Below are 19,865 nucleotides of genomic sequence, written 5' to 3'. Positions count from 1 at the left end.
GCCGGGAGATCAGCCGCCGAACTCCTGCAGACCCTTCAGCGCCTGGTCCAGCAGCGCCTGACGGCCTTCGAGCTCACGCTCCAGCTTGTCGGCCCGCGCGGAGTTGCCCTGGGCGCGCGCCTGCTCGATCTGGCCCTTCAGCTTGTCCACGGCGGCCTGGAGCTGACCGGTCAGACCCGCGGCACGCGCGCGTGCCTCCGGGTTGGTCCGGCGCCACTCGGCCTCCTCGGACTCCTGGATCGCCCGCTCCACCGCGTGCATCCGGCCCTCGATCTTCGGCCGGGCGTCGCGCGGCACATGACCGATGGCCTCCCAGCGCTCGTTGATCGTGCGGAACGAGGCGCGCGCCGCCTTCAGGTCGCCGACCGGCAGGAGCTTCTCGGCCTCCTCGGCCAGCTCCTCCTTGAGCTTGAGGTTCTCCGTCTGCTCCGCGTCCCGCTCGGCGAACACCGAGCTGCGGGCGGCGAAGAAGACGTCCTGGGCGCCGCGGAAGCGGTTCCACAGGTCGTCCTCGTGCTCGCGCTGGGCGCGGCCCGCCGCCTTCCACTCCGCCATCAGCTCGCGGTAGCGCGCCGCCGTCGGACCCCAGTCCGTCGAACCGGACAGCGCCTCGGCCTCCGAGACCAGCCGCTCCTTGATGCGCCGGGCCTCCTCGCGCTGGGCGTCCAGCTGCGCGAAGTGCCCCTTGCGGCGCTTGGAGAACGCCGAGCGCGCGTGCGAGAACCGGTGCCACAGCTCGTCGTCCGACTTGCGGTCCAGCCGGGGCAGGCCCTTCCAGGTGTCCACCAGCGCCCTCAGGCGTTCACCGGCGGCCCGCCACTGGTCGGACTGCGCCAGCTGCTCCGCCTCGGTGACGAGGTCCTCCTTGGCCTTGCGGGCCTGGTCGGACTGCTTGGCCCGCTGCTGCTTGCGCTCCTCGCGCCGCGACTCGACGGTCGCCACCAGCTTGTCCAGCCGCTCCCGCAGCGCCTGCAGATCGCCGACCGCGTGATGCGCGTCGACCTGCTCGCGGATGTGGTCGATGGCGACCTGCGCGTCCTTGGCCGACAGATCGGTGGTCTGCACTCGCTTCTCGAGGAGGCCGATCTCGACAACCAGGCCCTCGTACTTGCGCTCGAAGTAGGCCAGCGCCTCCTCGGGGGAGCCTGCCTGCCAGGAACCGACCACCTGCTCGCCGTCGGCCGTACGCACGTACACGGTGCCCGTCTCGTCGACGCGGCCCCACGGGTCGCTGCTCACAGCGCCTCCTCCACATGATGCCTCCGAGGGGCTTCGGCGCCCCTGGGCATCGTCCACAGTTTCGTCACGGCCAACATAGGCGACCGGCGGGTCGCCTGTCCGCATCCAGCGCGACCGAAATTGTGCGGTTGACCGCCCCTTGTCGTCGGCTTGTCGCCAGGTCGTCGTCAGGACTTCGTGACCGTCGCCTTGTTGATCACGACCGTCGCGTTGGGGGCGCCGTCACCGGCGCCGGTGTGCTCGCCCGCGGCGGCGATCTTCTTCAGAACCTTCATGCCGTCGGCCGTCAGCGTCCCGAACGGCGTGTAGCTGGGCGGCAGCTGGCTGTCCTGGTAGACGAGGAAGAACTGGCTGCCGCCGGTGTGCGCCTGGCCGGTGTTGGCCATCGCGACCGTGCCCGCCGGGTAGACGTTGGCCTTGAGGCTGGCGTCCTTCAGGTTCTCGTCCGGGATGGTGTAGCCGGGGCCGCCGCTGCCGCTGCCCGTGGGGTCGCCGCACTGCAGCACGTAGATCCCGTTGGTGGTCAGGCGGTGGCACTTGGTGTGGTCGAAGAAGCCCTTGCCGGCGAGGAAGCTGAAGGAGTTCACCGTGTGCGGCGCGGCCTTCGCCTTGAGCGCTACGCCGATGTCGCCGCAGGTCGTCGAGAGCGTCATCGTGTACTTCGCCGACTCGTCGATCGTGACCGCCGGCTCCTTCTTCCAGGTCTGCGTCTTGACCGAGCCGGTGGCCGGCTTCTCGCACGGGTCCTTCGCGGCGCTGGGCGCGGCCGACGGCGAGGTCTGCGAACTCGCGTTCGCCTTCTTGTCGTCGTCCTTGAGGACACCCGTCGTGTACAGCGCCACGCTGCCGATGACGATCACGCCGAGCACCGACGCGATCACCGAGTTGCGCATGCGCGCCTTGCGCCGGGCGCTCGTGCGCCGCTGCTGCTGCCGCAAGAACTTCTCCCGGGCGAGCTGACGCTTCCGCTGTTCCTGGGTGACCACCGGGTTTTCTCCTCATGCGTCTCGTACGTCGACTGGGACGCGTGCGTCTTGTGAGCCGACCGCCTGCGTGTGCCCCGTACCGTATATGGGTTCGCTGAGGAAACGGCAGCGCCGGTAGGCTCTGACCACTGGCGCGGCCGCCAGAAGCCCACGCGTATCGACACAAACGAAGGACGATCGTGCTCATTGCCGGGTTCCCCGCCGGGGCCTGGGGGACGAACTGTTATCTCGTCGCCCCCGCCGCCGGTGAGGAGTGCGTGATCATCGACCCGGGCCACCAGGCTGCCCCAGGAGTCGAGGAAGCCGTCCGAAAGCATCGGCTCAAGCCCGTCGCCGTCGTCCTCACCCACGGCCACATCGACCATGTGGCCTCGGTCGTCCCGGTCTGCGGTGCACACGACGTGCCGGCCTGGATCCACCCCGAGGACCGGTTCATGATGAGCGACCCGGAGAAGGCGCTCGGCCGGTCCATCGGGATGCCGCTCATGGGCGAGCTGACGGTGGGGGAGCCGGACGACGTCCGTGAGCTGACCGACGGCGCGAAGCTGGACCTGGCAGGTCTGGAGTTCTCCGTCGCGCACGCGCCGGGCCATACCAAGGGGTCGGTGACCTTCCGGATGCCCGAGGCGGCCGACGTCCCGTCGGTCTTCTTCTCCGGGGATCTGCTGTTCGCCGGCTCCATCGGACGCACCGACCTGCCCGGCGGCGACATGGCCGAGATGCTCGAATCGCTGGCCCGCGTGTGCCTGCCGCTCGAGGACTCGACCGTGGTGCTGTCGGGCCACGGCCCCCAGACGACCATCGGCCAGGAGCGCGCCGCCAACCCGTATCTGCGGCAGGTGGCGGCCGGCGGCCAGGGAGCGGGTTCCCACACCCCTCCCCGACGAGGAATGTGACGAGAGACCTTCCGTGAGCAGCTTCCAGGCCCCCAAGGGCACGTACGACCTGATCCCGCCGGACAGCGCCAAGTACCTCGCCGTCCGCGAGGCCATCGCCGCGCCGCTGCGCAACTCCGGCTACGGCTACATCGAGACGCCCGGCTTCGAGAACGTGGAGCTCTTCGCGCGCGGCGTGGGCGAGTCGACCGACATCGTGACGAAGGAGATGTACGCCTTCGAGACCAAGGGCGGCGACCGCCTCGCCCTGCGCCCCGAGGGCACGGCGTCCGTGCTGCGCGCCGCGCTGGAGGCCAACCTGCACAAGGCGGGCAACCTGCCGGTCAAGCTCTGGTACTCCGGCTCGTACTACCGCTACGAGCGCCCCCAGAAGGGCCGTTACCGGCACTTCTCGCAGGTGGGCGCCGAGGCGATCGGCGCCGAGGACCCGGCACTGGACGCCGAGCTGATCATCCTGGCGGACCAGGCGTACCGGTCGCTGGGGCTGCGGAACTTCCGCATCCTGCTCAACAGCCTCGGCGACAAGGAGTGCCGTCCGGTGTACCGGGAGGCGCTGCAGAACTTCCTGCGGAGCCTCGACCTCGACGAGGACACGCTGCGCCGCGCGGACATCAACCCGCTGCGGGTCCTCGACGACAAGCGCGAGTCGGTCCAGAAGCAGCTCGGGGACGCACCCCTCCTGCGCGACTACCTCTGCGACGCCTGCAAGGCGTACCACGAGGAGCTCCGTGAGCTGGTCACGGCGGCGGGCGTGGGCTTCGAGGACGACCCGAAGCTGGTCCGCGGCCTCGACTACTACACGCGCACGACGTTCGAGTTCGTCCACGACGGGCTGGGCTCGCAGTCCGCGGTGGGCGGCGGCGGCCGCTACGACGGGCTCTCCGAGATGATCGGCGGCCCCGCGCTGCCGTCGGTGGGCTGGGCGCTGGGCGTCGACCGCACGGTGCTGGCGCTGGAGGCGGAGGGCGTGGAGCTGGAACTGCCCGCCGTGACCTCGGTGTTCGCCGTGCCGCTCGGCGAGGAGGCCCGCAGGGTGCTCTTCGCCAAGGTCACCGAACTGCGCAAGCTCGGTGTTGCGGCCGACTTCTCCTACGGCGCCAAGGGGCTCAAGGGCGCGATGAAGAACGCCAACCGCAGCGGCGCCCGCTACACGGTCGTCGCGGGCGAACGCGACCTCGCCGAGGGCGTCGTCCAGCTCAAGGACATGGAGTCCGGCGAGCAGCGTGCGGTCGGCGTGAACGAGATCGTGGCCGAGCTGGAGTCGAGGCTGGGCTAGGGCCCGTCCGGGGGTGCCGGGTCGTGCGGTCCGGCACCCTTCGTTCGCGTGTGCTGTCCCGGTTCGTCCATCGGCCGAAACCGAACGCTCCGGGCCCGCCGCACGTACTTCCTTATGTCCGCCGAACGGTGGAGACCCGGTCGGGTGCGGCACAATGGCCCTGCCCGAAGATGGTCCAACTCTCAAGTGACGGATCGGCGTGATGAGCAAGACGACAGTCAAAGACGTCTCCACGGAGTCCGAGCCCGAGCGCGTCGCCGCGACGGAGCCACGGACCGTGGGCGGCAGCCGTGTGTTCGCGATCCTGCTGCTGATCACCGGTGCGGCCGGCCTGCTCGCCGCCTGGGTCATCACGGTCGACAAGATGAAGATCCTCGAGGCCAAGGCCGAGGGCAAGACCTTCACGCCCAGCTGCAGCATCAACCCGATCATCAGCTGCGGCAGCGTCATGGAGAGCAAGCAGGCCTCCGTCTTCGGGTTCCCGAACCCGATGCTCGGCCTGGTCGCCTACGGCATCGTCATCTGCGTCGGCATGAGCCTGCTGGCAGGCGCCCGCTTCCCCCGCTGGTACTGGCTGACCTTCAACTTCGGCACGCTGTTCGGCGTGGGCTTCGTCACCTGGCTGCAGTACCAGTCGCTGTACAACATCAACGCCCTGTGCCTGTGGTGCTCGCTGGCCTGGGTCGCGACGATCACCATGTTCTGGTACGTCACCTCGTTCAACCTGCGCAACGGCTTCCTGCCCGCGCCGGACGGGCTCAAGCGCTTCTTCGGCGAGTTCACCTGGGTCCTGCCGGCCACCCACGTCGGCATCATCGCCATGCTGGTCCTCACCCGCTGGGGAGCCGACCTCTGGGCCTGAGGCCCACGCCGCGCCCGGCGGTCCGCGCAGCACCGGACCGGAAGCCGGACCGGCGGCCGGACACGACGCCGGACCGGAGTGTCGGACCCCTGACGTAGGCTCCGACGTGTGGAGCCCGACCTGTTCACCGCCGCAGCGGAAGACCGCCAGGAGAAGGACCCCGCCGGGAGCCCCCTGGCGGTCCGGATGCGCCCGCGCACCCTCGACGAGGTGGTGGGCCAGCAGCACCTGCTGAAACCGGGCTCCCCCCTGCGCCGCCTGGTCGGCGACGGCGCCAAGGGCCCGGCCGGCCCCTCCTCGGTGATCCTCTGGGGGCCGCCCGGCACCGGGAAGACCACCCTGGCGTACGTCGTCTCCAAGGCCACCGACAAGCGGTTCGTGGAACTGTCGGCCATCACCGCCGGCGTCAAGGAGGTCCGCGCGGTCATCGACGGCGCCCGCCGCGCCATCGGCGGCTTCGGCAAGGAGACCGTCCTCTTCCTCGACGAGATCCACCGCTTCAGCAAGGCCCAGCAGGACTCCCTCCTCCCGGCGGTCGAGAACCGCTGGGTGACGCTGATCGCGGCGACCACCGAGAACCCCTACTTCTCGGTCATCTCCCCGCTGCTGTCGCGCTCCCTCCTGCTGACCCTCGAACCCCTCACGGACGACGACCTGCGCGGCCTCGTCCGCCGTGCCCTGGCCGACGAACGCGGCCTCAAGGGCGCCGTCACCCTCCCGGAGGAGACCGAGGCCCACCTCCTGCGCATCGCCGGCGGCGACGCCCGGCGGGCCCTGACCGCCCTGGAGGCCGCCGCCGGCGCCGCCCTCGACCAGGACGAGGCGGAGATCAGCCTCCAGACGCTGGAGCAGACGGTCGACCGGGCGGCGGTGAAGTACGACCGCGACGGCGACCAGCACTACGACGTCGCCAGCGCCCTGATCAAGTCCATCCGGGGTTCCGACGTCGACGCCGCCCTGCACTATCTGGCCCGCATGATCGAGGCCGGCGAGGACCCCCGCTTCATCGCCCGCCGCCTGATGATCTCCGCCAGCGAGGACATCGGCCTGGCCGATCCGAACGCCCTGCCCCTCGCGGTCGCCGCAGCCCAGGCCGTCGCGATGATCGGCTTCCCCGAAGCCGCTCTCACGCTCAGCCACACCACGATCGCCCTCGCCCTGGCCCCCAAGTCCAACGCCGCGACGACGGCGATCGGCGCCGCCCTGGAGGACGTCCGCAAGGGCCTGGCCGGGACCGTCCCGCCGCACCTGCGGGACGGGCACTACAAGGGCGCCGCCAAGCTGGGCCACGCGCAGGGGTACGTGTATCCGCACGACCTGCCGGAGGGCATCGCCGCCCAGCAGTACGCCCCGGACGCGGTCCACGGCCGGGAGTACTACACGCCCACCCGGCACGGAGCCGAGGCCCGCTACGCGGACGCCGTCGAATGGACCCGGCAGCGCCTCGGTCGCAAGGGGTCCTGAGCACCCTGTAGACTCGCCCGAAGCGCTGCGTCCCGTGCAGTCAGAACGGGACAGTCAGCCGGAGCACCGGTTCTTCGGACCGGCTCCAAGGAGCGTCGCGCACCGTCGAAGGTGTCGCGGGCAGCCCACCACCACCCGGAGTCCGGGACCGGTCGGTGGGCCACTCGCGTGCTGCACGTATGTGCCCAGACCAGGGGAGCGGCTGCCCGACAGGTCCCATGCGGACCCGGCGGGTTTCCCCGGCTGCGGATTGCGACCTCCCTCCACCCTGACAAGCCGAAACCAGGAAATGAGAGACAGTGGCGAACCAGTCCCGCCCCAAGGTCAAGAAGTCGCGTGCCCTCGGCATCGCGCTCACCCCGAAGGCCGTCAAGTACTTCGAGGCCCGTCCCTACCCGCCGGGCGAGCACGGCCGTGGCCGCAAGCAGAACTCGGACTACAAGGTCCGTCTGCTCGAGAAGCAGCGTCTGCGCGCGCAGTACGACGTGTCCGAGCGTCAGCTCGTCCGCGCCTACGAGCGTGCCTCCAAGGTCCAGGGCAAGACCGGTGAGGCCCTGATCATCGAGCTCGAGCGCCGCCTCGACGCGCTGGTCCTGCGTTCGGGCATCGCCCGCACGATCTACCAGGCCCGCCAGATGGTCGTCCACGGCCACATCGAGGTCAACGGCCAGAAGGTCGACAAGCCGTCCTTCCGCGTCAAGCCGGACGACGTCGTCATGGTCCGTGAGCGCAGCCGCAGCAAGACGCTGTTCGAGGTCTCCCGCGCCGGTGGCTTCGCCCCCGACGGCGAGACCCCGCGCTACCTCCAGGTGAACCTCGGCGCGCTGGCGTTCCGCCTGGACCGCGAGCCGAACCGCAAGGAGATCCCGGTCATCTGCGACGAGCAGCTCGTCGTCGAGTACTACGCCCGCTGATCCCCACCCGGATCGGTCCGCGGCCGTCGTAGGGCTTTCGCGCTCAAGGCCCGTCGTCCTCCCGCCCTTCGGGGCGGGTGGGGCGGCGGGCCTTCGCGCACCCCTAATGCGGTACGGACCGGCGGCGTCGGCGCGATAGGCTCGCCTCCAGAGAAGAAGCTGCCAAAAACAGCTGTTCGTCAGCACAGGGAGCGGGTGCGCAGTGTCCGGTGGAGAGGTGGCCGGCATCCTGGTGGCCGTGTTCTGGGCGATCCTGGTCTCCTTCCTCGCCGTCGCGCTGGCGAGGCTGGCCCAGACGCTCAGGGCGACGACCCGACTCGTCGCGGACGTGACCGAACAGGCCGTCCCGCTGCTCGCCGACGCCTCCGCGGCGGTGCGTTCCGCGCAGACCCAGATCGACCGGGTCGACGCGATCGCCACCGACGTCCAGGAAGTCACGTCGAACGCCTCGGCGTTGTCCACCACGGTCGCCTCCACCTTCGGCGGCCCCTTGGTGAAGGTCGCCGCCTTCGGCTACGGCGTCCGGCGAGCCCTCGCCGGCCGCAAGGACGACGTGTCCGCCGGGGACTCCCGACGTACCGTGATCGTGGGCCGGACGGTCTCCCGGCGGGAGAAGCGCAAGCCCCGTGGAAAGAGGGACTGAGAGCCAGCGATGTTCCGCCGCACCTTCTGGTTCAGCACGGGCGTCGCCGCCGGTGTCTGGGCCACCACCAAGGTCAACCGCAAGCTCAGGCAGCTGACCCCCGAGAGCCTCGCCGCCGCCGCGGCCGACAAGGCGCTCGAGGCGGGAGCACGCCTCAAGGACCGCGCGGTCGGCTTCGCACTCGACGTGCGCGACAACATGGCCCAGCGCGAGGCAGAACTCGGGGAGGCGCTCGGGATCCACGAGGACCCCGCGCTCCCCGCGCCCAGGCGGTATCCCGCCATCGAGAACACGACGTACTCGCAGCAGAAGAACCCGTACAACCGGAATGAGGACCACTGATGGAGTCGGCCGAGATTCGCCGCCGCTGGCTGAGCTTCTACGAGGAGCGCGGGCACACCGTCGTCCCTTCGGCGTCGCTCATCGCGGACGACCCGACTCTGCTCCTGGTCCCCGCCGGCATGGTCCCCTTCAAGCCGTACTTCCTCGGCGAGGTCAAGCCGCCGTGGTCGCGCGCCACCAGCGTGCAGAAGTGCGTGCGCACGCCCGACATCGAAGAGGTCGGCAAGACCACCCGCCACGGCACGTTCTTCCAGATGTGCGGCAACTTCTCCTTCGGCGACTACTTCAAGGAAGGCGCCGTCAAGTACGCCTGGGAGCTGCTCACCACGCCCCAGGACAAGGGTGGTTACGGCCTGGAGCCGGAGAAGCTCTGGATCACCGTCTACAAGGACGACGACGAGGCCGAGCGCATCTGGCACGACGTCGTCGGCGTGCCCAAGGAGCGCATCCAGCGCCTCGGCATGAAGGACAACTACTGGTCCATGGGCGTCCCCGGCCCCTGCGGACCGTGTTCCGAGATCAACTACGACCGCGGCCCCGAGTTCGGCGTCGAGGGCGGCCCCGCCGTCAACGACGAGCGGTACGTGGAGATCTGGAACCTCGTCTTCATGCAGTACGAGCGCGGCGAGGGCATCGGCAAGGACAACTTCGAGATCCTGGGCGAGCTGCCGAGCAAGAACATCGACACGGGCCTCGGCCTGGAGCGCCTCGCCATGATTCTGCAGGGCGTGCAGAACATGTACGAGATCGACACCTCCATGGCCGTCATCAAGAAGGCCACCGAGCTGACCGGCGTCGCGTACGGGGAGGCCCACGACTCGGACGTCTCCCTGCGCGTGGTCACCGACCACATGCGCACGTCCGTGATGCTCATCGGCGACGGCGTCACCCCCGGCAACGAGGGCCGCGGTTACGTGCTGCGCCGCATCATGCGGCGCGCCATCCGCAACATGCGCCTCCTCGGCGCCACCGGCCCGGTCGTCAAGGACCTCATCGACACCGTCATCGAGATGATGGGCCAGCAGTACCCGGAGCTCGTCACCGACCGGCAGCGCATCGAGACGGTGGCCCTCGCCGAGGAGGCCGCCTTCCTCAAGACGCTGAAGGCCGGCACGAACATCCTCGACACGGCCATCAGCGAGACGAAGCAGTCCGGCGGCGCCGTCCTCGCCGGCGACAAGGCCTTCCTGCTCCACGACACCTGGGGCTTCCCGATCGACCTCACGCTGGAGATGGCCGCCGAACAGGGCCTCTCCGTGGACGAGGACGGCTTCCGCCGCCTGATGAAGGAGCAGCGGGACAAGGCCAAGGCCGACGCCCAGGCCAAGAAGACCGGCCACGCCGGCGTGGGCGCCTACCGCGAGATCGCCGACCAGGCCGGGGCGACCGACTTCATCGGGTACTCCGACACCGAGGGCGAGTCGACGATCGTCGGCATCCTCGTCGACGGCGCCTCCTCGCCCGCCGCCACCGAGGGCGACGAGGTCGAGATCGTCCTCGACCGCACTCCGTTCTATGCCGAGGGCGGCGGCCAGATCGGCGACACCGGCCGGATCAGGGTGGACACCGGCGCGATCGTCGAGATCCGCGACACCCAGAAGCCGGTCCCCGGCGTGTACGTCCACAAGGGCGTCGTCCAGGTCGGCGAGGTCACGGTCGGCGCGAAGGCCCACGCCTCGATCGACCGGCGCCGCCGCACGGCCATCGCCCGCGCCCACTCCGCCACCCACCTCACCCACCAGGCGCTGCGCGACGCCCTCGGCCCGACGGCCGCCCAGGCCGGTTCCGAGAACCAGCCCGGCCGCTTCCGCTTCGACTTCGGCTCCCCGGCCGCCGTTCCGACGGCCGTGATGACCGACGTCGAGCAGAAGATCAACGAGGTGCTGGCCCGCGAACTCGACGTCCAGGCCGAGGTCATGGGCATCGACGAGGCCAAGAAGCAGGGCGCCATCGCCGAGTTCGGCGAGAAGTACGGCGAGCGGGTCCGCGTCGTCACCATCGGCGACTTCTCCAAGGAGCTGTGCGGCGGCACGCATGTGCACAACACCGCTCAGCTCGGACTGGTCAAGCTGCTCGGCGAGTCGTCCATCGGTTCCGGCGTGCGCCGCATCGAGGCCCTCGTCGGCGTCGACGCCTACAACTTCCTCGCCCGTGAGCACACGGTCGTCGCCCAGCTCCAGGAGCTGATCAAGGGACGCCCCGAGGAGCTCCCGGAGAAGGTCTCCGCCATGCTCGGCAAGCTGAAGGACGCCGAGAAGGAGATCGAGAAGTTCCGCGCCGAGAAGGTTCTGCAGGCCGCCGCCGGTCTCGTGGACTCCGCCAAGGACGTCCGCGGCGTCGCCGTCGTCACCGGCCAGGTCCCGGACGGCACCACGCCGGACGACCTGCGCAGGCTGGTTCTCGACGTGCGCGGCCGCATCCAGGGCGGCCGGGCCGCCGTGGTCGCCCTCTTCACGGTGAACAACGGCAAGCCGCTGACGGTCATCGCCACCAACGAGGCCGCCCGTGAGCGTGGCCTCAAGGCCGGCGAGCTGGTCCGCGCGGCCGCCAAGACGCTCGGCGGCGGCGGTGGCGGCAAGCCGGACGTCGCCCAGGGCGGCGGCCAGAACGCGGCCGCCGTCGGCGAGGCCGTGGACGCCGTCGAGCGGCTCGTGGCGGAAACGGCCAAGTGAGCGAGCCGATGCGCAAGGGCCGTCGACTCGCGATCGACGTCGGGGACGCCCGGATCGGGGTCGCCTCGTGCGACCCCGACGGGATCCTCGCCACTCCGGTGGAGACGGTCCCCGGCCGGGACGTCCCGGCGGCTCATCGCCGGCTGGCACAGCTGGTCGAGGAGTACGAGCCGATCGAGGTCGTCGTCGGCCTCCCTCGCTCCCTCAAGGGGGGCGAGGGGCCCGCCGCGGTGAAGGTGCGCGGATTCGCGCAGGAGCTGGCGAACAGAATCGCTCCCGTATCCGTACGTCTGGTGGACGAGCGGATGACGACCGTGACGGCCAGTCAGGGACTGCGTGCCTCAGGCGTGAAGGCGAAGAAGGGCCGGTCGGTGATCGACCAGGCAGCCGCTGTGATCATCCTGCAGCAGGCGCTGGAATCCGAACGAGTGTCAGGCAAAGCACCGGGCGAGGGCGTCGAAGTGGTCATCTGATCGCGATACGGTAACGTTCCGCGCGATGCGGCGGTGTTCGAACAGCCGCCGCACAGAGAGAGGCGGAACGGTGACGGGTCCGGGAAGGCCGAGTGATCGCCGCCTCGCGGCTCTAGGGGATCGATGACTGAGTATGGCCGGGGCCCAGGCTCCGAACCGTGGCATCCGGAGGACCCGTTGTACGGGGACGGCGGATGGGAGGGGCAGCAGGCCCACACGGGTCATCAGCCTGCCTACGGCGGCCAGCAGCACCCCTACCCGCAGCAGCAGCATGCGCAGGACGCCCAGCACCCCCAGCAGTCGGAGTACGGCGACTGGAGCCAGGGGCAGGGGCAGCAGTACGACCAGCACCAGGCGCAGTACGACCCGCAGTACCAGGGCTACGGCCAGCAGCAGTACGCCGATCAGGAACAGCAGCAGTACGCCCATCAGAACCAGCAGCACGGCAACCACGAGGGATACCAGGAGGGCGGCTGGGACGGGACGGGCACGCACGCCCACGTCCCCTACGCGGCCGACCCCGGTGACCCCTACGGGCAGCAGCCCACCGCCTACGGCGCGCAGCAGCCGGACTTCTACAACACCCCGGACGCGTATCCGCCGCCCGAGCCGCCCGCCCGGCGGCGGGCCGAGCCCGAAACCGAACCGGAGCCCGAGGCGGCGCCGGAGTCCGGGTCCGGGCAGAACGCCGACTGGGATCCGGGACCCGACCAGGGGGAGCACGCCTTCTTCGCGGGCGGCGGCGCCGACGACGAGGACGACGAGGAGTCGGACCGCGGGAACCGCCGAAGCCGCGGAGGCAAAGGCGCGAAGGGCACGAAGAGCAAGAAGAGCCGCAACGGCTGCGCCTGCCTGATCGTCGTCCTGGTGTTCGCCGGCGGCGTCGGCGGCGTCGGCTACGTCGGGTACCACTACTACAAGAATCGTTACAGCGCGGCTCCGGACTTCGCGGGCGGAGGCACCGGCCAGACCGTCAGCGTGCAGGTCCCCAAAGGATCGGGCGGCGCGGACATCGGCCGTCTGCTGAAGGAGGCCGGCGTCGTCAAGAGCGTCGACGCCTTCGTGTCCGCGTGCACGAGCAATCCGGACGGCGGCAAGATCCAGGCGGGCGCGTACATCCTGAGGAAGCAGATGTCCGCGAGCAGCGCCGTGGCCATGATGCTCGACCCCAAGAGCCAGGCCAACGTGCTGGTGACGCCGGGGCAGCGGAACGTGGCGGTCTACCGGAGCATCGACGCGAAACTCGGCCTCGCCGCCGGCTCCACCAGGAAGGTCGCGGAGAGCCGGTACGCCTCGCTCGGGCTGCCCAAGTGGGCGAACGACAACAGGGAGATCAAGGACCCGCTGGAGGGTTTCCTGTTCCCGGGCACCTACGGGGCCGCCAAGGGCATGAAGCCGGAGACGGTGCTCAAGGCGATGGTCGACCACGCCAACGACGTGTACGGCACCTACGACTTCGTGGCCAAGGCCAAGGCGCTCAAGCTGGAGAGTCCGCTCCAGGTCATCACGGTCGCCAGCCTGGTCCAGGCCGAGGGCAAGACGCACGACGACTACCGCAAGATGGCGGAGGTCGTCTACAACCGGCTCAAGCCCACCAACGACCAGACCAACCAGCTGCTGCAGTTCGACTCGACCTTCAACTACCTGAAGGGCGAGAGCAAGATCCACATCAGCGAGTCCGAGATCAACAGCAACAAGGACCCGTACAACACCTACACCAACAGAGGCCTGCCGCCCGGTCCGATCGGCAACCCCGGTGAGGACGCGCTGAAGGCCACGCTGAGTCCGACCTCCGACGGCTGGATCTACTTCGTGGCCACCGACGGCAAGAGCAACACCGAATTCGCCAAGACCTACGCCGAATTCCAGCGACTCAAGGAAAAGTTCGATGCCAGCTCGGGCAACTGACGCCCGCCGGGCCGCCGTGCTCGGCAGCCCCATCGCCCACTCCCTCTCCCCGGCGCTGCACCGTGCCGCGTACGAGGCGCTGGACCTCACCGGCTGGACGTACGACCGCTTCGACGTCGACGAGGAGGCCCTGCCCGCCTTCCTCGACGGGCTGGGCGCCGAGTGGGCCGGTCTGTCGCTGACCATGCCGCTGAAGCGCGCGGTCATCCCGCTGCTCGACGAGATCAGCGAGACCGCGGCCTCCGTCGAGGCGGTCAACACTCTCGTGTTCGCCGAGGACGGCCGGCGGGTCGGCGACAACACCGACATCCCCGGCATGGTCGCCGCCCTGCGCGAGCGCGGAATCGAACAGGTCGGGTCGGCCGCGATCCTCGGCGCCGGAGCCACCGCGTCCTCCGCCCTCGCCGCGCTGGCCAGGGTCTGCACCGGCGAGATCGTCGCCTACGTGCGCAGCGGGGCCCGCGCCGCCGAGATGCGGCAGTGGGCCGAGCGGCTCGACGTCGAGGTCCGGATCGCCGACTGGGCGGACGCCGGCGACGCGCTGAGCTTCCCGCTGGTCGTGGCGACCACCCCGGCCGGGGCCACGGACGCCCTCGCCGTGTCGGTGCCGGAGCGCCCCGCCACGCTCTTCGACGTGCTCTACGACCCCTGGCCGACCGAGCTGGCCGCGCGCTGGTCCATGTTCGGCGGCGCCGTGGTCGGCGGCCTCGACCTGCTCGTGCACCAGGCCGTGCTCCAGGTGGAGCAGATGACCGGCCGTGCCCCGGCCCCGGTGGAGGCCATGCGCCGGGCGGGCGAGCGGGCCCTCGCCTCCGGCCGGACGCCGCACCGCACGTGAGCGCCCCGGGCGTCCTCCCGTCCGTTTGCTGGACCGGCGACCGGCACCGGGGCCGGGACGTGGGAGGATCGGGGGTGGCGGGCCAGGGCCGCGCACCCGGTCACGCCGACGACGTACGCGAAGGACGCGCGTGCGCAGAGCAGTACCAGGGCGCGAGCACTGAGGAGCATCGTTGAGCAGGCTGCGTTGGCTGACCGCGGGGGAATCCCACGGTCCCGCACTTGTCGCGACGCTGGAGGGCCTTCCCGCCGGCGTGCCGATCACCACCGAGATGGTCGCCGACCACCTCGCGCGGCGGCGGCTCGGCTATGGGCGCGGTGCGCGGATGAAGTTCGAGCGCGACGAGGTCACCTTCCTCGGCGGTGTCCGGCACGGTCTGACCATGGGTTCCCCGGTCGCCGTCATGGTGGGCAACACGGAATGGCCCAAGTGGGAACAGGTCATGGCGGCCGATCCGGTCGACCCGGAGATCCTCGCGGGCCTCGCCCGCAACGCCCCGCTCACCCGGCCGCGCCCCGGCCACGCCGACCTCGCCGGGATGCAGAAGTACGGCTTCGACGAGGCCCGTCCGATCCTGGAGCGCGCCTCCGCGCGGGAGACCGCCGCCCGGGTCGCGCTCGGCGCGGTCGCCCGGTCGTACCTCAAGGAGACGGCCGGCATCGAGATCGTCTCCCACGTCGTGGAGCTGGCCGCCGCCAAGGCGCCCTACGGCGTCCTGCCGACCCCCGCCGACGTCGAGAAGCTGGACGCGGACCCGGTCCGCTGTCTGGACGCGGACGCGTCGAAGGCGATGGTCGCGGAGATCGACCAGGCCCACAAGGACGGCGACACCCTGGGCGGCGTCGTCGAGGTGCTGTCCTACGGCGTCCCGGTCGGTCTCGGCTCCCATGTGCACTGGGACCGCCGGCTGGACGCCCGGCTGGCCGCCGCGCTGATGGGCATCCAGGCGATCAAGGGCGTCGAGGTCGGTGACGGCTTCGACCTCGCGCGCGTGCCGGGCTCGAAGGCGCATGACGAGATCCTCGCCACCGGCGACGGCATCAAGCGCGCCTCCGGTCGCTCCGGCGGCACCGAGGGCGGACTGACCACCGGCGAGCTGCTGCGCGTGCGCGCCGCGATGAAGCCGATCGCGACCGTGCCGCGGGCCCTGCAGACGGTCGACGTCGCCACGGGCGAGGCGACCCAGGCGCACCACCAGCGCTCCGACGTGTGCGCGGTCCCGGCCGCCGGGATCGTCGCCGAGGCCATGGTCGCGCTGGTGCTGGCGGACGCGGTGGCGGAGAAGTTCGGCGGCGACAGCGTCGTCGAGACCCGTCGCAACGTGCGCTCGTACCTCGACAACCTGCACATCCGATGACCGGGCCACGCGTCGTCCTGGTCGGCCCCATGGGCGTCGGCAAGTCCACTGTCGGGCAGCTGCTCGCCGAGCGGCTCGGCGTCGCCTACCGGGACACCGACGACGACATCGTCGCCGAGGCGGGCCGCAGCATCGCGGAGGTCTTCGTCGACGAGGGCGAGGCCGCCTTCCGCGCGATGGAGAAGCGGGCCGTGCGGCGCGCCCTGGCCGAGCACGACGGCGTCCTGGCGCTCGGCGGCGGCTCGATCCTGGACCCGGACACGCGCGACCTGCTCGCCGGTCAGCGTGTGCTGTACCTGGCCATGGACGTCGAGGAGGCGGTCAAGCGCACCGGCCTGAACGCGGCCCGTCCGTTGCTCGCCGTCAACCCGCGCAAGCAGTGGCGCGAGTTGATGGAGGCCCGTCGTCATTTCTACGAGGGCGTCGCCACCGCGGTCGTGGCCACGGACGGCCGTACGCCCGAAGAGGTCAGCCAAGCAGCCCTGGACGCACTGGAGTTGAAGGAAGCATGAGCAGCGATTCCGTGACGCGGATCCGGATCGGCGGCAGTGCGGGGACGGACCCCTACGAGGTGCTGGTCGGCCGTCAGCTGCTCGGCGAGCTCGGCGGGCTGATCGGCGACCGCGTCAAGCGGGTCGCCGTGATCCACCCCGAGGCGCTCGCCGAGACCGGGGACGCGCTCCGCGCCGACTTGGCCGGGCAGGGCTTCGAGGCCGTGGCCATCCAGGTGCCCAACGCGGAGGAGGCCAAGACCGCCGAGGTCGCCGCATACTGCTGGAAGGCGCTCGGTCAGTCCGGGTTCACCCGCACGGACGTCGTCGTCGGCGTCGGCGGCGGCTCGACCACCGACCTGGCCGGGTTCGTCGCCGCGACCTGGCTGCGCGGGGTGCGCTGGATCGCCGTCCCGACGACCGTGCTCGCCATGGTCGACGCGGCCGTCGGCGGCAAGACCGGCATCAACACCGCCGAGGGCAAGAACCTCGTCGGCTCCTTCCACCCGCCGGCCGGGGTGCTGTGCGACCTGGCCGCGCTGGACTCCCTCCCGGTCAACGACTACGTCTCGGGCCTGGCCGAGATCATCAAGGCCGGCTTCATCGCCGACCCGGTGATCCTGGACCTCATCGAGTCCGATCCGGAGGCCGCGCGCACCCCGCAGGGCCCGCACACCGCCGAGCTCGTCGAGCGCTCCATCAGGGTCAAGGCGGACGTCGTGTCCTCCGACCTCAAGGAGTCCGGCCTGCGGGAGATCCTCAACTACGGCCACACCCTCGCGCACGCCATCGAGAAGAACGAGCGCTACAAGTGGCGGCACGGCGCGGCCGTCTCCGTCGGCATGCACTTCGCCGCCGAACTGGGGCGCCTCGCGGGCCGGCTGGACGACGCCACGGCCGACCGGCACCGCACGGTCCTGGAGTCGGTGGGCCTCCCGCTGCACTACCGCTACGACCAGTGGCCCAAGCTGCTGGAGAACATGAAGGTCGACAAGAAGTCCCGCGGCGACCTGTTGCGCTTCATCGTCCTGGACGGCCTGGCCAAGCCGACCGTCCTCGAAGGACCCGACCCGGCCGTTCTGCTCGCCGCGTACGGCGAGGTGGGCGAGTAGGACCTGCGGCCGGCCGGGTAAGTCCGCCCGCCCGGTCCCCCTTCCGCCCGATTCGCCGTCCACACCGGGCACTTCGGACCGCCCCCGGCCGTTCACCCGACGACAGCCGGGGGCGATACCGTTCGGACGGGGGCATCTCCCACGCCCTTTAGGCTGTGGTGAGAACCGGGGGTCCGCGCCCCCACAGCCAGCGCCCATTGCCTGTACGAGACGGAGTGGCACCGGATGCAGCACGCAGTGGGTTCTCCGCTGCCGCCGCCCCACCAGCCGGGGCACGGTCCGGCCGTCGGCTGGTCGCCGGCCGCACAACACCCGGGCCCGCACCAGCCGGGCAGCGCCCCGCACCAGCCGGGGCACCTGGGCGCCCCCGCGGGTCCCGTCCCGCCCGCGCCCCAGCCGCCGGTCCCGCCCGTGCCGCCCCCGCCCGCCCCGCAGCACGCCCCGGTCCCGCAGAGCGCCGATACCACCGGGCACGTCCCGCTGCCGCCCGGCGCGCCCGTCCCCATGCCCAGCGCGCCGCCCGCCCCGACGGTCCCCGACCCGGCGGCCACGACGCTCGCGGTGCTGCTGATCGGCCCGGCGGGCGCCGGGAAGACCAGCGTCGCCAAGTTCTGGGCCGACCACCGCCGGGTGCCCACCGCCCACGTCAGCCTGGACGACGTGCGCGAGTGGGTCCGCTCGGGCTTCGCCGACCCGCAGTCGGGATGGAACGACCACTCCGAGGCCCAGTACCGGCTGGCCCGCCGCACCTGCGGCTTCGCCGCCCGCAACTTCCTGGCCAACGGCATCTCGTGCATCCTGGACGACGCGATCTTCCCCGACCGCCCGGCCGTGGGCCTGGGCGGCTGGAAACGCCATGTGGGCCCGGGCCTGCTGCCCGTCGTCCTGCTGCCCGGTCTGGAAGTCGTCCTGGAGCGCAACGCCGAGCGTTCCGGCAACCGCCGCCTCGCCGACGAGGAGGTCGCCCGCATCCACGGCCGCATGGCCGGCTGGTACGGCTCCGGCCTGCCCATCATCGACAACTCGCAGCTGGACGTCCCGACGACGGCCAGAGTCCTGGACGACGTGCTGGCCCGGGCGATCGCCAGCCCGCCCAAGTGGTAGCCGGCGGGACCGGGGGGCGTCACAGACGCGGGTGACGGCGCGAGCGGACCCCGTGGGCCGGGGGCGACGCCCGACCGCGCGTGGCGCCCCGTCCCCCGAACGCCTTCCCAACCGGCGCGATCCGGTCGGCGCTCCTACGCTCGTGTCATGTCAGAGGTGCACGAGTCCCGCCGAAACCGCCTACGGGAACGCTGCCGCGCGGCCGGCAGCGCGGCAGCGCTGATCTCCCGTCCCGCCAACGTGAGGTATCTCGCGGGCGCCGCCCCGAACGGCGCCGTTCTGCTGCTGGGCGGACGGGAGGACCTCCTCGTCTGCTCCGGGCCGCTCGACGAGCGGCCGGGCGAAGGCCGACCGGACGACGCGCTGCGCGTCCACTCCCTGGCGCACGCCGGAGGCGATCCCGCGGTCGCCGCCGCCGACCTCCTCGTGGCAGGGGGCATCGACTCCCTGGCGATCGAGGAGCATCACCTCACGGTGTCCCGGCACCGCGAGATCCGTTCCGTCGCGCCCCGGCTGCGCATGGTCGACCTGGGCGGCGCGGTGGAGCAGGCGCGGGTGGTGAAGGACGAGGAGGAGATCTCCTGCCTGCGGATCGGCGCCGAGATCGCCGACCAGGCCCTGGGGGAGCTCCTGGAGTCCATCCTGGTCGGGCGGACGGAACGCCATCTCGCCCTGGAACTGGAGCGACGCCTCGTCGACCACGGCGCCGACGGCCCCGCCTTCGCGACCTCCGTCGGCACCGGCCCGAACTCCGGCCGCCGCGGGCACCGGCCGACCGACCGCCGGGTGGAGGAGGGCGACTTCCTCTCGGTCTGCCTGGGAGCGGCCTACCGCGGCTACCGCTGCGAGATCGGCCGCACCTTCGTGATCGGCACCTCCCCGGCCGACTGGCAGATCGAGCTGTACGACGTCGTCTTCGCCGCTCAGCGCGCCGGACGCGAGGCCCTGGCGCCCGGTGTGGCCTGCCGTGACGTCGATCACGCGGCACGGCAGGTGCTGGGTTCCGCGGGCCACTGTGAAGGTCTCCCGGGGCTCCTCGGGCACGGTGTCGGACTCGAAATCGACGAGGACCCGCAGTTGACTCCCGCAGCCATGGGTAAACTGGACGCTTGCGTGCCGGTCACCGTCGAACCCGGGGTCCACCTCCCGGGTCGGGGCGGCGTCCGGATCGATGACACGCTCGTCGTGCGCCCCGAGGCGGACGGCGGACCCGAGCTACTCACCATCACGACCAAGGAGCTGCTCGCCCTGTAGGCAGGTGCGTGCCCCGGGGTCGTCCACGTCAGTC

General features: G+C 71.1%; 18 protein-coding genes. 16 read left to right on the top strand and 2 right to left on the bottom strand.

The features are described from left to right. Positions 1-9: 9 nt before the first annotated feature. Together Sri02f_RS14860 and Sri02f_RS14855 are read right to left on the bottom strand one after the other, a co-directional pair. Positions 10-1,239 carry a DUF349 domain-containing protein gene (locus tag Sri02f_RS14860; protein WP_109001647.1) on the bottom strand — a complete coding sequence of 410 codons (1,230 nt, stop codon included), beginning with the start codon at positions 1,237-1,239 and terminating at the stop codon, positions 10-12. A gap of 167 nt (positions 1,240-1,406) precedes the next feature. Then, a complete protein-coding gene (locus Sri02f_RS14855; RefSeq protein WP_109001646.1) occupies positions 1,407-2,225 on the bottom strand; it encodes a peptidylprolyl isomerase in 819 nt (272 codons plus the stop codon). Between the two features lie 179 nt (positions 2,226-2,404). Between Sri02f_RS14855 and Sri02f_RS14850 the strand changes: the two genes are divergently transcribed. The 16 genes from Sri02f_RS14850 (at position 2,405) to Sri02f_RS14770 (ending at position 19,831) form a co-directional block, all read left to right on the top strand. After that, complete coding sequence (locus Sri02f_RS14850) at positions 2,405-3,121, top strand: MBL fold metallo-hydrolase (protein WP_109001645.1); 717 nt, start codon at positions 2,405-2,407, stop codon at positions 3,119-3,121. Between the two features lie 13 nt (positions 3,122-3,134). Further along, positions 3,135-4,397: a histidine--tRNA ligase gene (gene hisS, locus Sri02f_RS14845; RefSeq protein ID WP_109001644.1), complete on the top strand. Its 1,263-nt coding sequence runs from the start codon at positions 3,135-3,137 to the stop codon at positions 4,395-4,397. A gap of 202 nt (positions 4,398-4,599) precedes the next feature. Next, complete coding sequence (locus Sri02f_RS14840; protein WP_109001643.1) at positions 4,600-5,259, top strand: vitamin K epoxide reductase family protein; 660 nt, start codon at positions 4,600-4,602, stop codon at positions 5,257-5,259. A gap of 108 nt (positions 5,260-5,367) precedes the next feature. Further along, the gene (locus Sri02f_RS14835; RefSeq protein ID WP_109001642.1) at positions 5,368-6,723 is read left to right on the top strand and encodes a replication-associated recombination protein A; all 1,356 of its coding nucleotides are present in this window, start codon (positions 5,368-5,370) and stop codon (positions 6,721-6,723) included. 299 nt (positions 6,724-7,022) lie between these two features. After that, positions 7,023-7,637, top strand: coding sequence for a 30S ribosomal protein S4 (gene rpsD, locus Sri02f_RS14830; RefSeq protein ID WP_019066381.1), 615 nt, complete (start codon positions 7,023-7,025; stop codon positions 7,635-7,637). 202 nt (positions 7,638-7,839) lie between these two features. Continuing rightward, positions 7,840-8,280, top strand: coding sequence for a DUF948 domain-containing protein (locus tag Sri02f_RS14825; RefSeq protein WP_109001641.1), 441 nt, complete (start codon positions 7,840-7,842; stop codon positions 8,278-8,280). A gap of 9 nt (positions 8,281-8,289) precedes the next feature. Beyond that, positions 8,290-8,622: a hypothetical protein gene (locus tag Sri02f_RS14820; protein WP_109001640.1), complete on the top strand. Its 333-nt coding sequence runs from the start codon at positions 8,290-8,292 to the stop codon at positions 8,620-8,622. Continuing rightward, entirely contained in the window at positions 8,622-11,294 is a 2,673-nt protein-coding gene (alaS, locus tag Sri02f_RS14815; RefSeq protein WP_109001639.1) for an alanine--tRNA ligase, read from the top strand. Before Sri02f_RS14820 ends, alaS begins: the two co-directional genes overlap by 1 nt. 8 nt (positions 11,295-11,302) lie before the next feature. Then, a complete protein-coding gene (gene ruvX / locus Sri02f_RS14810; protein WP_109001981.1) occupies positions 11,303-11,767 on the top strand; it encodes a Holliday junction resolvase RuvX in 465 nt (154 codons plus the stop codon). Between the two features lie 123 nt (positions 11,768-11,890). Then, a complete protein-coding gene (mltG, locus tag Sri02f_RS14800) occupies positions 11,891-13,675 on the top strand; it encodes an endolytic transglycosylase MltG (protein ID WP_109001638.1) in 1,785 nt (594 codons plus the stop codon). Beyond that, positions 13,656-14,513 (top strand): shikimate dehydrogenase, encoded by an 858-nt coding sequence (locus tag Sri02f_RS14795; RefSeq protein WP_109001637.1) that lies wholly within the window; start codon positions 13,656-13,658, stop codon positions 14,511-14,513. Before mltG ends, Sri02f_RS14795 begins: the two co-directional genes overlap by 20 nt. A gap of 172 nt (positions 14,514-14,685) precedes the next feature. After that, the gene (gene aroC / locus Sri02f_RS14790) at positions 14,686-15,870 is read left to right on the top strand and encodes a chorismate synthase (protein ID WP_109001636.1); all 1,185 of its coding nucleotides are present in this window, start codon (positions 14,686-14,688) and stop codon (positions 15,868-15,870) included. Continuing rightward, on the top strand, positions 15,867-16,382 hold the full coding sequence (locus Sri02f_RS14785; protein ID WP_109001635.1) for a shikimate kinase: 516 nt from the start codon (positions 15,867-15,869) through the stop codon (positions 16,380-16,382). The genes aroC and Sri02f_RS14785 overlap by 4 nt, the downstream gene beginning before the upstream one ends. Further along, entirely contained in the window at positions 16,379-17,473 is a 1,095-nt protein-coding gene (aroB, locus tag Sri02f_RS14780; protein WP_109001634.1) for a 3-dehydroquinate synthase, read from the top strand. Before Sri02f_RS14785 ends, aroB begins: the two co-directional genes overlap by 4 nt. Before the next feature lie 225 nt (positions 17,474-17,698). Beyond that, positions 17,699-18,577, top strand: coding sequence for a Pro-rich N-terminal domain-containing protein (locus Sri02f_RS14775; RefSeq protein ID WP_109001633.1), 879 nt, complete (start codon positions 17,699-17,701; stop codon positions 18,575-18,577). Between the two features lie 147 nt (positions 18,578-18,724). Then, positions 18,725-19,831, top strand: a complete 1,107-nt coding sequence (locus Sri02f_RS14770; protein ID WP_109001632.1) for an aminopeptidase P family protein — start codon at positions 18,725-18,727, stop codon at positions 19,829-19,831. Positions 19,832-19,865 lie beyond the last annotated feature (34 nt).

It is taken from the genome of Streptomyces rishiriensis, assembly GCF_003112535.1.
GTDB lineage: Bacteria > Actinomycetota > Actinomycetes > Streptomycetales > Streptomycetaceae > Streptomyces > Streptomyces rishiriensis.
This window is presented reverse-complemented; position numbering and strand designations above follow the sequence as displayed.